The organism is Stutzerimonas sp. 21-1, assembly GCF_056336065.1.
Genome location: NZ_CM150500.1, coordinates 3128820 through 3141766 on the forward strand (window position 1 = coordinate 3128820; position 12947 = coordinate 3141766).

The window sequence follows — 12947 nt, forward strand, 5'->3', positions numbered from 1 at the left end:
CTTTCAGCAAGACGCGTCGAAGACATGACCGATACCCACAACCACGCCGAACACAAGCCGCGCCCGCTGGTCGACCTGGCAATCAGCATCGTGATTCCCTCGCTGATCCTGATGAAGCTCAGCGGCGAACAGCGCCTGGGCGCCGATGGCGCGCTGCTGCTGGCGCTGGCCTTTCCGCTCGGCTGGGGGCTGTGGGAGCTGGCGCGCTATCGCAAGTTCAACTGGATCGCCCTGCTCGGCTTGGTCAGCGTGCTGCTCACCGGGGGCATCGGCCTCTTGCAGCTGGATACGCAATGGCTGGCGATCAAGGAAGCGGCGGTGCCGGGCATCATCGGCGTCGTGGTGCTGGCCTCGACCCGCACCTCCTACCCGCTGATCCGCACGATGCTCTACAACCCCAAAGTGCTCAACGTCGAGAAAATACACGAGCAGCTGGAGCGCAACGGCCAGACCGCGCACTTCGAGGCGCGACTGCTGCGGGCGACCTACCTGCTCAGCGGCACCTTCTTCTTCTCGTCATTTATGAATTACGTGCTGGCCAAGTGGATCGTCAACAGCCCGGCCGGGAGCGAGGCCTTCAACGCCGAGCTGGGGCGCATGACGCTGCTGAGCTATCCGATGATCGCCATCCCCAGCACGGTGATGATGATGGCGATCTTCTTCTACCTGTGGCGCACCATCCACGGCCTGACTGGGCTGCGTCTGGAAGACATCATCGCGACGCCCCACGAGCGCCACCCGGAAAAGTGAGGCTGGCGGCGCGACGCCGTCAGAACACCAGCTTGAACAGGCCGATCACCACGATTAGGCCGATGATGAAAATGATTCCCGCCGTACCACCGATGAATTTCAACATGCCGTACCTCCGCTTATCGGGTGTCTGTAATTTTGTGACACCCATGCGTCTGGCACGTTCGCGGCACTCTGCTCGCTGGTAGTTACTCCTCCGCCTCAGACATGCCCCGCCGCTGCCGGCCGGCGCTCCTGCCGCGCCAGCTCAGCCAGCACCTCGGCGAGCTCGGCGTGCCAGTCGCGTGTGGCCAGGCCGAACGTCGCCTCGAAGCGGCTGCAATCGAGCACCGACCAGGCCGGGCGCCGTGCCGGCGTCGGGTATTGCGCCGTGGAGATCGGCGAGAGCCGCGGCACGCGCCCGAGCAATCCGAGACCGTGCGCCTGGCGGAAGATTTCACCGGCGAACTCGTACCAGGAGCAGCGCGGCTGCCCGCTGTAGTGATAGAGCCCCCACGCCAGCGCTCCCTGCCGCGCGTAACGGGTGGCCAGCTCCAGCAGCACATCGGCGATACGTCCGGCCTGTGTCGGACAGCCAATCTGATCGCTGACCACCCCGAGGGCATCTCGCTGGCGCGCCAGGCGCAGCATGGTCTTGACGAAATTGTTTCCGTGCACGCCATAGACCCAGCTGGTGCGCAGGATCAGATGCTCCGGCAGGCGCTGCGCGATGGCCTGCTCGCCAGCCAGCTTGCTCGCGCCATAGACACCGCCGGGGGCGGTGCGATCGGATTCGCGATAAGGCACATGCGCATCGCCGGCGAACACGTAGTCGGTCGATAGATGCAGCAGCGGGATGCCTGCCTGCGCGGCGGCCGCCGCTAGATTGGCACAGCCGTCGCGGTTGACCGCGTAGGCCTGCTCGGCGTGGCTCTCGGCGTTATCGACATGGGTATAGGCAGCGGTATTGATGATCAGCCCCGGCCGCTGTAGCTCGATTTCGCGCGCAATCTGGTCGGCACAGGAGATATCCAGCTGCTGACGCGTACGGCCCAGAGCCACCAGACCGAAGCCGCTGGCGCGATCGACCACTTCATGGCCGACCTGACCGCCAGCACCGCATACAAGGATTCGCATTGTTTCTTCGCCTCATGGGGACGGCCGCAACGAGCAGGTCATCCGTACCGAATTCAAAAGGGCGGGCATCGCCCACGACGCTCATGTTCGCGCCATAGAGAAGAAGGGACGCGCGCCGAGCTCACTGCTAATCTTGCTCAATACACCGAACCAGAGCATTCCCCGGCTCTATGTGCCGGGCCACGTTGAGGCCAATCGAATCGACCTTTGTTCCGTGCCGGACGCATCCTGCTACAAGTTTTTACCCAACAGCCGACGAACGCGCGCCGAAACGCCGCTCATGCCAGTACCGCGCCAGCATCGAGCAGCACCGGCAGCGGCCGTTCCAGCCGCAACTCCTCGGGCGACAGCCGCGCCGCGTAGGCCAGCACCTGCACGCCGGCGTCCTGCGCCGCGCGCAGAGCGTCCGCATACAGCGGATCGATCTCGCGAGCCGGCCGCACCGCCTCGATATCGGACAGGTTCACGCAGTACAGCTGCACCGCACGCACACCGGCACGCGCCAGTGCCGTCAGTTCGCGCAGATGCCGCGTACCGCGTGTGGTGACGGCATCGGGAAACGCCGCCACCGCGCTGTCGGCGAAGCCCAGGGTGACGCTCTTGACCTCGACATACGCCGGCCCGTCGGCGTAGTCGAGGCGAAAGTCCACGCGACTGCCCTCCACGCCGTAGGCCACCTCGCGCCTGAGTCCGCTGAAGCCGGCCAGCTCGCCGATCACCCCACCCAACAGCGCCTCCTCCACCAGCGCGTTGGCGCGTGCGGTGTTCACGCTGGCCAGCCGCCCCTGCGGGGTTTCCACCAGTTCCCAGGTGCCGGGCAGCTTGCGGCGGGGATCCTGGCTGCGCTGGAACCACACCCGCGCGCCCTCGCTCATGCAGTTGAGCATCGAGCCGGTATTGGGGCAGTGGATACACAGCTCCTCGCCGGTATCAGTGACGATATCGGCGAGAAAACGCTTGTAGCGGCGTACCAGCCGGCCCGTCTCCAGCGGGCTGGAAAAGCGCATCAGCCCTGCCAGCTCTGCAGCCCGCGAGCGATTCGCGCCACCGCCTGTTCCAGCCGGGGCAGGTCCTGGGTATAGGCGAAGCGCACATGATGGCCGGCCTGATGACGACCGAAATCCAGCCCCGGGGTGATCGCGACGAACTCGCGTTCCAGCATGTGCTGGCAGAACGCATAGGCATCGCCGCCGAACGCGCTGATATCGGCATACAGATAGAAGGCGCCCTCCGGTTCCACGGCAATGCGGAAGCCAAGCTCGCGCAGCGCCGGCAGGAGGAAGTCGCGCCGGCGGGCGAACTCCGCCCGGCGCGCCTCGAGGATTTCCAGCGTCGCCGGCTCGAAACAGGCCAGCGCCGCATGCTGGGCCATGCTCGGCGCGCTGATGTAGAGGTTCTGCGCCAGCTTTTCCAGCTCCGCCACCGCGCCCGGTGGCGCCACCAGCCAGCCGAGCCGCCAGCCGGTCATGCCGAAATACTTGGAGAAGCTGTTGAGCACGAAGGCCTCGTCGTCGACCTCCAGCACGCTGGCGGCGTCCACGCCATAAGTCAGGCCGTGGTAGATCTCGTCGACTACCAGATGTCCGCCATGCGCCTTCAGTGCGGCCGACAGCGCGGCCAGCTCGTCACGCCCCAGCAGCGTGCCGGTCGGGTTGGCCGGCGAGGCGACCAGCGCGCCGACGCTCTGCTTGTCCCAGTAGCGCTCGACCAGCTCCGGCGTGAGCTGGTAACGCACCTCGGGGCCGACTGGCACCAGCTGCGCCGCGCCTTCGACCAGCCGCAGGAAATGCCGGTTGCATGGATAGCCGGGGTCGGCCAGCAGCCAGTGCTTGCCGGGATCAACCAGCAGGCTGGCGGCCAGCAGCAGTGCACCGGAGCCGCCGGGAGTAATCAGGATGCGCTCGGGGTCAATAGACAGTCCGTAGCGGCTGGCGTAAAAACCGGCTATTGCCTCACGCAAGGCCGGCAACCCGCGCGCCGCGGTATAGCGCGTGTGCCCGGCGGCCAGCGCCGCCTGACCGGCGGCGACGATAGGGGCGGCAGTGGTGAAGTCCGGCTCGCCGATTTCCAGGTGAATGACGTCATGGCCCAGAGCCTGCAGCTGATTGGCTCGCTCCAGCAGCGCCATGACGTGAAAGGGTTCGATTGCGCGGCTGCGCGCACTGTAAGAAGCGGTCATCTGACCTACCTGTCGAGGACGAAACGTGGATTCTACCCAAGGTCCCGGGAACGCTGCAGCCACCGGCGGGTACGGGAGTAGCGCACCCCGATCCGATCTGGTAAGTTCGCCCGCTTGCAGCCGCAGGGCCGGCACGGGCCGGCAGGGACATATCATCCTGCGCAAATGGACATAGCGAGAGGCGTTCATCCATGCCCATTACCAAAGCAACACCGTCGAGCAAGCAACTGATTCGCGCCTTCGAGCCCTACAAGGAAACCAAGGGCGAGGAATACATGAGCGACAAGATGCGCGCTCACTTCACCAGCATCCTCAATAAGTGGAAGCAGGAGCTGATGGAGGAAGTCGATCGCACCGTGCACCACATGCAGGACGAAGCGGCCAACTTCCCCGACCCGGCCGACCGCGCCAGCCAGGAAGAAGAGTTCAGCCTGGAACTGCGCGCCCGCGATCGCGAGCGCAAGCTGATCAAGAAGATTGACGAGACGCTGCAGCTGATCGAAGACAACGAATACGGCTGGTGCGATTCCTGCGGCGTCGAGATCGGCATCCGCCGGCTGGAAGCCCGCCCCACCGCCACGCTGTGCATCGACTGCAAGACGCTGGCGGAGATCAAGGAAAAGCAGATCGGTTCCTGATCCCGAACGGGGCGCTACGGCGCCCCGCTTCATTTCCAGCCCGCCACCATGACCTCGCCCCGTCCCGCTGATCGCTACGTCGGCCGCTTCGCCCCGACACCCAGCGGCTATCTGCACTTCGGCTCGCTCTTCGCCGCTCTCGCCTCCTATCTCGACGCCCGCGCCGTGGGCGGTGGCTGGCTGCTGCGCATGGAAGACATCGACCCGCCACGGGAAATGCCCGGTGCACAGGCCGCGATCGTCGAAACCCTGCGCCGCTACGGCTTCGTCTGGGACGGCGCCATGCTGCGCCAGAGCCAGCGCCAGGTAGCCTACGAGGCGGCCATCGAACATTTGCTGGACGTCGGCCTGGCCTATGCCTGCACCTGTTCGCGCAAGCAGCTGCAGGCGCACCCCGGTGCCTATCCCGGCTTCTGCCGCGATGCCGGCCACGCCCCGCGTGACGCTGCGATCCGCCTGCGCGTACCGGATCGCGAGTACCACTTCTGCGACCGCGTACAGGGTGAATACCGCCAGCACCTGGGTCGTGAGGTCGGCGACTTCGTCATCCGTCGGCGCGACGGTCTGGTCGCCTATCAACTTGCCGTGGTGCTCGACGATGCCTGGCAGGGCGTCACCGACGTGGTGCGCGGGGCCGATCTGCTCGACTCCACGCCGCGCCAGCTGTACCTGCAGGAACTGCTCGGCCTGCCGCAGCCGCGCTACCTGCACCTGCCACTGATCATCCAGCCGGACGGCCACAAGCTGGGCAAGAGCTACCGCTCGCCACCGCTGCCTCCCGACGAGGCCAGCCCATTGCTGTTGCGTGCGCTGCGCGCGCTTGGCCAGCAGCCAGCGGCCGAACTCGCCGGCGCCCCTGCGGCAGAGATTCTCGCCTGGGCGGTCGCGCACTGGGACGCCGGGCGTATCCCGCGCACCCGTGCACTGGCCGAAGCGCAGCTGCGCTAGACGCGAGGCGCCACCAACCCGCAGGTTTTGCCTCCAGCCGGTGGCTTGCCGCTTGCCGCTGCTCTACCATCGACGCACTTCCGACACGAGACCCGGCATGTACATCTACCGACTGGTGCTGCTCCTGGTGGTGGGTATCTATCTGTTTTCCCCGGCCATCATGGACTGGTGGATCGACCCCAACGGCGCCTGGTACCGGCCCTACCTGCTGTGGCTGATCCTCATCGTGGTGACTTTCATTCTCCAGAGCCAACGCGATGCAGACGAGCTTTAGCCTCAGCCATTTGGTGCTGATCAGCGCTGCCTACCTGCTGGCGCTGTTCGGCGTCGCCTGGGTCAGCGAGCGCGGCATCATCCCGCGCTGGATCATCCGCCATCCGCTTACCTACACCCTCTCGCTAGGCGTCTATGCCAGCGCCTGGGCGCTCTACGGCACGGTCGGGCTGGCCTATCAGTACGGCTACGGCTTTCTCGCCACCTACCTGGGGGTGTGCGGCGCGTTCCTGCTGGCCCCGGTGCTGCTCTACCCGATCCTGCGCATCACCCGCACCTATCAGCTGGCGTCGCTGGCCGACCTGTTCGCCTTCCGCTTCCGCAGCACCTGGGCCGGCGCGCTGACCACGGTGGTGATGCTGATCGGCATGCTGCCGCTGCTGGCACTACAGATCCAGGCGGTGGCCGATGCCATCGGCATCCTCACGCTGGAGCCGATGCAGGAACGCGTCGCGCTCGGCTACTGCGTGCTGATCATGCTGTTCACCATTCTGTTCGGCGCACGCCACATCGCCGCCCGCGAAAAGCACGAAGGGCTGGTGTTCGCCATCGCCTTCGAATCGGTGGTCAAGCTGCTGACCTTCGGCACGATCGGGCTGTACGCGCTCTACGTGGTCTTCGGCGGACCGCACCAGCTGGAAATCTGGCTGTTGCAGAACCAGTCGGCGCTGCAGGCCCTGCACACGCCGCTGCAGGAAGGCCCGTGGCGCACCCTGCTGCTGGTGTTCTTCGCCTCGGCCATCGTGATGCCGCACATGTACCACATGACCTTCGCCGAGAACCTCAATCCGCGCGCGCTGGTCAGCGCCAGCTGGGGCCTGCCGCTGTACCTGCTGCTGATGAGCCTGGCGGTGCCACTGATCCTCTGGGCCGGCCTCAAGCTCGGCGTGCGGACCAACCCGGAATACTTCACCCTCGGCCTCGGCCTCACCGCACAGAACGATGCCCTGGCGCTGATCGCCTTCATCGGCGGGCTATCGGCTTCCAGCGGGCTGATCATCGTCAGCACCCTGGCGCTGTCGGGCATGGCACTCAACCATCTGGTGCTGCCGCTATATCAGCCGCCCAGCGAAGGCAATATCTACCGCTGGCTGAAATGGACGCGGCGCAGTCTGATCTTCGCCATCATCATTGCCGGCTACGGCTTCTACCTGCTGCTGGGCGCGGAACAGGATCTGTCCAACCTCGGCATCGTCGCCTTCGTCGCCACCCTGCAGTTCCTCCCCGGCGTGCTGTCGGTGCTCTACTGGCAGACGGCGAATCGGCGCGGCTACATCACCGGCCTGCTGGCAGGGATCGCCGTCTGGGTGGTGACCATGCTGCTGCCGCTGGTAGGCAATCTGGATGGCTTCTACATCCCGCTGTTCAACGTGGTCTACGTGCTCGACGACACCAGCTGGCATCTGGCGGCGATCGCCTCGCTGGCGGTCAACGTGCTGGCCTTCACCCTGGTGTCGCTGTTCACCGACACCAGCACCGAGGAGCAGAGCGCGGCCGAGGCCTGCGCCGTGGAGAACGTGCGCCGGCCGCAGCGGCGCGAGCTGATGGCCGCCTCGCCACAGGAATTCGCCACCCAACTGGCCAAGCCACTCGGCGCCAAGACCGCGCAGCGCGAAGTCGAACAGGCGCTGCGCGATCTGCAACTGCCATTCGACGAGCACCGCCCGTACGCCCTGCGGCGCCTGCGCGATCGTCTCGAAGCCAACCTATCGGGCCTGATGGGACCGAGCATCGCCCAGGACATCGTCGAAAACTTCCTGCCCTACAAGAACGCCGCTGAAGGCTACGTCACCGAGGACATCCACTTCATCGAGAACCGCCTGGAGGAGTACCACTCGCGCCTGACCGGGCTCGCCGCCGAACTCGATGCGCTGCGCCGCTACCACCGGCGAACGCTGCAGGAGCTGCCGATGGGCGTCTGCTCGCTGGCCAAGGATCAGGAAATCCTCATGTGGAACAAGGCGCTGGAAGAACTCACCGACATCCCGGCGCTCCAGGTGGTCGGCTCGCGCCTGCCGTCGATCGCCGAGCCGTGGAAGAGCCTGCTGGAAGGCTTCATCCGCCAGCCGGACGAGCACCTGCACAAGCAGCGCCTGTCGTTCAACGGCCATCGTCGCTGCCTCAACCTGCACAAGGCGGCGATCGCCGAGCCGCTGGCGCCGGGCAACAGTGGCCTGGTGCTGCTGATCGAAGACCTGACCGAAACCCAGGAGCTGGAAGACCGCCTGGTGCACTCCGAGCGTCTGGCCAGCATCGGCCGCCTCGCCGCCGGGGTCGCCCACGAAATCGGCAACCCGATCACCGGCATCGCCTGCCTGGCGCAGAACCTGCGCGAGGAGCGCGAGCACGACGCCGAAATCACCGAGGCCAGCAACCAGATCATCGAGCAGACCAAACGCGTGTCGCGCATTGTCCAGTCGCTGATGAGCTTCGCCCATGCCGGCGAGCGCCAGCAGCGCGCCTACCCGGTGAGCCTGGCACAGATCACCCAGGAAGCCATCGCCCTGCTGTCGCTGAACAAGAACCGCACCGAGGTGCAGTTCTTCAACCTCTGTGAACCCGAGCACCTGGCCGAAGGCGATCCGCAGCGCCTCGCCCAGGTGCTGATCAACCTGCTGTCCAACGCCCGCGATGCCTCGCCGCCGGGCGGCATCATCCGCGTCAGCAGCGAAGTCGCCGAGCAGTCGGTGTATCTGATCGTCGAAGATCAGGGCAGCGGCATCTCCAAGGAAATCCAGGGGCGGCTGTTCGAGCCATTCTTCACCACCAAGGACCCGGGCGAAGGGACCGGCCTAGGGCTTGCGCTGGTCTATTCGATCGTGGAAGAGCATTATGGCCAGATCGATATCGACAGCCCGGCCGACCCGATAGCACAGCGCGGCACCCGTTTTCGCATCACCCTGCCGCGGCATGTCGAAGTGCCACATGCCGTAAGTTGAGGAGGCAACCGCAGTAGCGGCCTTCCGGTCGCATCGCCTCCAGACCGTCGAGAGAGTACTGATGTCACACATTCTGATCGTCGAAGACGAAACCATCATCCGCTCCGCCCTGCGCCGTCTGCTCGAACGCAACCAGTACGAGGTCAGCGAAGCCGGTTCGGTACAGGAGGCGCAGGAGCGCTTCAGCATTCCCGGTTTCGACCTCATCGTCAGCGACCTGCGCCTGCCCGGCGCGCCGGGTACCGAACTGATCAAGCTGGCCGAAGGCACGCCGGTACTGATCATGACCAGCTACGCCAGCCTGCGCTCGGCGGTGGACTCGATGAAGATGGGCGCGGTGGACTACATCGCCAAGCCGTTCGACCATGACGAGATGCTGCAGACCGTCGCGCGCATCCTGCATGATCGCCAGGAACGCGTCAGCGCGACCGCGGCCGCACCGTCCCCGGCGATCACCAGCACGCCCGCCAGCGCTCAGGGCGACATCGGCATCATCGGCCATTGCCCACCGATGCAGGACCTGTTCGGCAAAATCCGCAAGGTCGCGCCGACCGACTCCAACGTCCTGATTCAGGGCGAGTCCGGCACCGGCAAGGAGCTGGTCGCCCGCGCGCTGCATAATCTGTCGCACCGCGCCAAGGCACCGATGATCTCGGTGAACTGCGCGGCGATCCCGGAAACCCTGATCGAATCCGAGCTGTTCGGCCACGAAAAGGGCGCCTTCACCGGTGCCAGCGCAGGTCGCGCCGGGCTGGTCGAGGCGGCCGATGGCGGCACACTGTTTCTCGACGAGATCGGCGAGCTGCCGCTGGAAGCCCAGGCACGCCTGCTGCGAGTGTTGCAGGAGGGTGAAATTCGCCGGGTCGGCTCCGTGCAGTCGCAGAAGGTCGACGTACGCCTGATCGCCGCTACTCACCGCGACCTCAAAACGCTGGCCAAGACCGGACAGTTCCGCGAAGACCTTTATTACCGCCTGCATGTCATCGCGCTGAAGCTGCCGCCGCTGCGCGAGCGCGGTAACGATGTGCTGGAGATCGCTCGCGCCTTCCTCGCCCGCCAGTGTCAGCGGATGGGCAACGACGGCATGCATTTCTCCCGCGACGCCGAGCAGGCCATCCGTCATTACAGTTGGCCAGGCAACGTTCGCGAACTGGAAAACGCCATCGAGCGCGCAGCCATTCTTAGCGAGAGTGCGGAAATCGACGCCACGCTGCTGGGCATCGACATCGAACTCGATGGCCTGGACGACGAATTCGACGAGCCCTGCACCTCGCTGCTGTCAGCGGCCGGCAACGAGCCGACCGAAGACCTCTCGCTGGAAGACTACTTCCAGCACTTCGTGCTCGAACACCAAGACCACATGACCGAGACCGAATTGGCACGCAAGCTCGGCATCAGCCGCAAATGTCTGTGGGAGCGTCGCCAGCGCCTGGGCATCCCGCGGCGCAAGTCGAGCACCACCACCGGCTGAGATGTTACCGTCCGGCTCATGCGCCGTAACAAAATCGGGATCATCGGTAACGACGATCCCTTTTTTTCGCCTCTCGCTTTTCACAGAAAAAATCTAAGCCATTGAAATATATGAGATTTTAAAAACTGGCACGACACCTGCTTTATATCTGGCATAACAACAATAACAAGCCGTCCCATAACAAGAACAAAACGTAACGACTCCAGCAAAATAACCATAAGAACGCGGAGGCGCAGCTAACTGATTCTTTTGGAGAGGATTTGCCGAAGGGCTCAACCCCGACGACCAGGCCGAGAACAACAAAAACTGCATTGAGCAGGGCCCGCACTGGTTGGATCAACGATCACCGGCAACTCAGCGACCAAAGCAATCCGTTTGCTATTGGTTCCCACGTAGGGACCTCCCGAAGGCAATGGCCGAAGGGAACAGGCGGAACAACAAAAACAATACGCCTGCACCAATAACAACAAAGCACGCAATATCTTTTATGAGGGGAGCTTCGGCTCCCCTCAGTGCTTTATGCCCGCCGTTTTTGACACCCCTCTCGCCTTCGTTCAACATCCAGCCTCCCGATGCTAGAATCCGCGCAGTTTTCGCGGCTTTCCACGGCCATCCACCCCATTCGCCACAACAGTGCTTGCTCATGCTGAAAAAGCTGTTCCAGTCTTTTCGCTTTCCCCTGCGCCGAATCCCGCCGGCTCGCCGCACTCCCGAAATACTGTCCAGCAGGCAGCACTCCTTGCAGCGCAACGCCATCAGCCGCAATGCGGTGAATGTGGTCCAGCGCCTGCAGCAAGCAGGCTACGAAGCCTATGTAGTGGGCGGCTGCGTGCGCGATCTGCTGCTGGATCTCGATCCCAAGGACTACGACGTCGCCACCAGCGCCACCCCCGAACAGGTACGGGCCGAATTCCGCAACGCGCGGGTTATCGGGCGCCGCTTCAAGCTGGTGCACGTGCATTTCGGCCGCGAGATCATCGAAGTCGCTACCTTCCGCGCCAATCACCCGGAAGAAGACGATGAGGAGGAGGCCAGCCACCTGGCCGCGCGCAACGAAAGCGGACGCATTCTGCGCGACAACGTCTACGGCACGCTCGACGACGACGCCCAGCGTCGCGACTTCACCATCAATGCGCTGTACTACGACCCGACCAGCGAGCGCATCCTCGATCACACCCACGGTGTGCACGACATCCGCAATCGCCTGATCCGCCTGATCGGCGATCCCGAGCAGCGCTACCAGGAAGATCCGGTGCGCATGCTGCGCGCGGTGCGTTTCGCCGCCAAGCTCGACTTCGAGATCGAACGGCACAGCGCCGAGCCCATCGCCGAACTGGCCGACCTGCTCGACGGAATTCCCTCGGCGCGGCTGTTCGACGAAACGCTCAAGCTGTTCCTCGGCGGCAAGGCCGAGCGCACTTTCGAACTTCTGCTCGAATACGATCTGTTCGCCCCGCTGTTCCCGGCCAGCGCCGCCGCACTGGAGCGCAACCCCGAGTACGCCGGCACGCTGATCCGTAACGCCCTGGCCAACACCGACCTGCGCATCCAGCAGGGTAAACCGGTCACGCCAGCGTTCCTGTTCGCCGCCCTGCTCTGGCCCGCACTGCCGGCGCGCGTGCTCGAACTGCAGGACCGCGGCATGCCGCCGATCCCGGCGATGCAGGAAGCCGCACACGACATCATCTGGGAACAGTGCCAGCGCACCGCGATTCCCAAGCGTTTCACCATTCCCATGCGCGAAATCTGGGACATGCAGGAGCGTCTGCCGCGCCGACAGGGGCGCCGCGCCGACCAGCTACTGGAAAACCCACGTTTCCGCGCTGGCTACGATTTCCTGCTGCTACGCGAGAGCGCCGGCGAGAAGACTGGCGGCCTCGGCGACTGGTGGACCGACTATCAGGAAGCCAGCGACAGTGACCGGCGCAGCATGATCCGCAACCTGAGCGGCAAGGACGACGCTGCGCCACGCAAACGTCGCCGCAGCGGCGGGCGCCGCCGTCGCGGTGCCGACGCCCCGGCCGAGTAAATGGAACGCGTCTACATCGGCCTGGGCAGCAACCTGGCCGACCCGCTGCAGCAACTGCGCGGTGCCCTGCAGGCGCTCGCCGACCTGCCGCACACGCAAGTGCTCGGCGTGTCCTCGTTCTATGCCAGCGATCCGCTGGGGCCGCCCGATCAACCGCGCTACGTCAACGCCGTCGCGGCGCTGGCCACCACGCTCGCGCCGCTCGAACTGCTCGACGCGCTGCAGACGATCGAACTCGCGCAAGGCCGCGAGCGCAAGGCCGAACGCTGGGGGCCGCGTACGCTGGACCTGGATATCCTGCTGTTTGGCGACCGGGTGATCGACGAGCCACGCCTCCAAGTGCCGCACTATCATCTGCAGGAGCGCGCCTTCGTGCTCTACCCGCTGGCCGAACTGGCGCCCGCCCATCTCCGCCTGGCCGATGGCCGCAACCTCGACGATCTGCTGGCCGCCTGTCCGTTCCGCGGCCTGGAGCGTCTCGACGAAAGGGTGTAACCGGACAGGTAACGCTGTAACAGCGGGGTAACACTCGCGATTGACTTAGCCACTCGCCGACCGGACTATAAGCGCCCTCTGCCGCGCGCGACGCTTCGTCGCAACGCAT

12 protein-coding genes are annotated in these 12947 nt (G+C 65.0%); 8 read left to right on the plus strand and 4 right to left on the minus strand.

The window, feature by feature from the left end:
• Positions 1-24 precede the first annotated feature (24 nt).
• Positions 25-750 (plus strand): VC0807 family protein, encoded by a 726-nt coding sequence (locus AC0ZJQ_RS15185; protein WP_008568907.1) that lies wholly within the window; start codon positions 25-27, stop codon positions 748-750.
• Positions 751-769: 19 nt separating this feature from the next.
• On the opposite strand, the gene AC0ZJQ_RS15190 is transcribed toward AC0ZJQ_RS15185, so the two are convergent.
• The 4 genes from AC0ZJQ_RS15190 to AC0ZJQ_RS15205 all read right to left on the minus strand — a co-directional run bounded on the left by AC0ZJQ_RS15190 (position 770) and on the right by AC0ZJQ_RS15205 (position 4045).
• Entirely contained in the window at positions 770-901 is a 132-nt protein-coding gene (locus tag AC0ZJQ_RS15190; RefSeq protein WP_256371904.1) for a small membrane protein YohP, read from the minus strand.
• A 50-nt stretch (positions 902-951) separates the two neighbouring features.
• On the minus strand, positions 952-1866 hold the full coding sequence (gene rfbD / locus AC0ZJQ_RS15195; RefSeq protein ID WP_155552973.1) for a dTDP-4-dehydrorhamnose reductase: 915 nt from the start codon (positions 1864-1866) through the stop codon (positions 952-954).
• A 278-nt stretch (positions 1867-2144) separates the two neighbouring features.
• Positions 2145-2873: a DNA/RNA nuclease SfsA gene (sfsA, locus tag AC0ZJQ_RS15200; protein ID WP_476476873.1), complete on the minus strand. Its 729-nt coding sequence runs from the start codon at positions 2871-2873 to the stop codon at positions 2145-2147.
• The gene (locus tag AC0ZJQ_RS15205; protein ID WP_458988713.1) at positions 2873-4045 is read right to left on the minus strand and encodes a pyridoxal phosphate-dependent aminotransferase; all 1173 of its coding nucleotides are present in this window, start codon (positions 4043-4045) and stop codon (positions 2873-2875) included. The genes sfsA and AC0ZJQ_RS15205 overlap by 1 nt, the downstream gene beginning before the upstream one ends.
• A gap of 191 nt (positions 4046-4236) precedes the next feature.
• On the opposite strand from AC0ZJQ_RS15205, the gene dksA reads away from it, so the two are divergent.
• The 7 genes from dksA to folK all read left to right on the plus strand — a co-directional run bounded on the left by dksA (position 4237) and on the right by folK (position 12838).
• A complete protein-coding gene (gene dksA / locus AC0ZJQ_RS15210; protein WP_167134646.1) occupies positions 4237-4683 on the plus strand; it encodes an RNA polymerase-binding protein DksA in 447 nt (148 codons plus the stop codon).
• Positions 4684-4731: 48 nt separating this feature from the next.
• Positions 4732-5631: a tRNA glutamyl-Q(34) synthetase GluQRS gene (gluQRS, locus tag AC0ZJQ_RS15215; RefSeq protein ID WP_155552979.1), complete on the plus strand. Its 900-nt coding sequence runs from the start codon at positions 4732-4734 to the stop codon at positions 5629-5631.
• Between the two features lie 97 nt (positions 5632-5728).
• On the plus strand, positions 5729-5905 hold the full coding sequence (locus tag AC0ZJQ_RS15220; RefSeq protein WP_003095129.1) for a hypothetical protein: 177 nt from the start codon (positions 5729-5731) through the stop codon (positions 5903-5905).
• Entirely contained in the window at positions 5889-8843 is a 2955-nt protein-coding gene (locus AC0ZJQ_RS15225) for a sensor histidine kinase (protein ID WP_102829553.1), read from the plus strand. Before AC0ZJQ_RS15220 ends, AC0ZJQ_RS15225 begins: the two co-directional genes overlap by 17 nt.
• A gap of 61 nt (positions 8844-8904) precedes the next feature.
• Positions 8905-10314 carry a sigma-54-dependent transcriptional regulator gene (locus AC0ZJQ_RS15230; RefSeq protein ID WP_003288804.1) on the plus strand — a complete coding sequence of 470 codons (1410 nt, stop codon included), beginning with the start codon at positions 8905-8907 and terminating at the stop codon, positions 10312-10314.
• A gap of 643 nt (positions 10315-10957) precedes the next feature.
• Positions 10958-12343, plus strand: coding sequence for a polynucleotide adenylyltransferase PcnB (locus AC0ZJQ_RS15235; protein WP_003288803.1), 1386 nt, complete (start codon positions 10958-10960; stop codon positions 12341-12343).
• Positions 12344-12838, plus strand: coding sequence for a 2-amino-4-hydroxy-6-hydroxymethyldihydropteridine diphosphokinase (folK, locus tag AC0ZJQ_RS15240; RefSeq protein ID WP_167134641.1), 495 nt, complete (start codon positions 12344-12346; stop codon positions 12836-12838).
• The last annotated feature ends 109 nt before the right edge of the window (positions 12839-12947 follow it).

What these genes read in the sequence shown, in the direction of transcription:
- AC0ZJQ_RS15185 (WP_008568907.1), top strand. Translation starts at nt 25, where the DNA reads ATGACCGATACCCACAACCACGCCGAACACAAGCCGCGCCCGCTGGTC.
- AC0ZJQ_RS15190 (WP_256371904.1), bottom strand. Translation starts at nt 901, where the DNA reads ATGGGTGTCACAAAATTACAGACACCCGATAAGCGGAGGTACGGCATG.
- rfbD (WP_155552973.1), bottom strand. Translation starts at nt 1,866, where the DNA reads ATGCGAATCCTTGTATGCGGTGCTGGCGGTCAGGTCGGCCATGAAGTG.
- sfsA (WP_476476873.1), bottom strand. Translation starts at nt 2,873, where the DNA reads ATGCGCTTTTCCAGCCCGCTGGAGACGGGCCGGCTGGTACGCCGCTAC.
- AC0ZJQ_RS15205 (WP_458988713.1), bottom strand. Translation starts at nt 4,045, where the DNA reads ATGACCGCTTCTTACAGTGCGCGCAGCCGCGCAATCGAACCCTTTCAC.
- dksA (WP_167134646.1), top strand. Translation starts at nt 4,237, where the DNA reads ATGCCCATTACCAAAGCAACACCGTCGAGCAAGCAACTGATTCGCGCC.
- gluQRS (WP_155552979.1), top strand. Translation starts at nt 4,732, where the DNA reads ATGACCTCGCCCCGTCCCGCTGATCGCTACGTCGGCCGCTTCGCCCCG.
- AC0ZJQ_RS15220 (WP_003095129.1), top strand. Translation starts at nt 5,729, where the DNA reads ATGTACATCTACCGACTGGTGCTGCTCCTGGTGGTGGGTATCTATCTG.
- AC0ZJQ_RS15225 (WP_102829553.1), top strand. Translation starts at nt 5,889, where the DNA reads ATGCAGACGAGCTTTAGCCTCAGCCATTTGGTGCTGATCAGCGCTGCC.
- AC0ZJQ_RS15230 (WP_003288804.1), top strand. Translation starts at nt 8,905, where the DNA reads ATGTCACACATTCTGATCGTCGAAGACGAAACCATCATCCGCTCCGCC.
- AC0ZJQ_RS15235 (WP_003288803.1), top strand. Translation starts at nt 10,958, where the DNA reads ATGCTGAAAAAGCTGTTCCAGTCTTTTCGCTTTCCCCTGCGCCGAATC.
- folK (WP_167134641.1), top strand. Translation starts at nt 12,344, where the DNA reads ATGGAACGCGTCTACATCGGCCTGGGCAGCAACCTGGCCGACCCGCTG.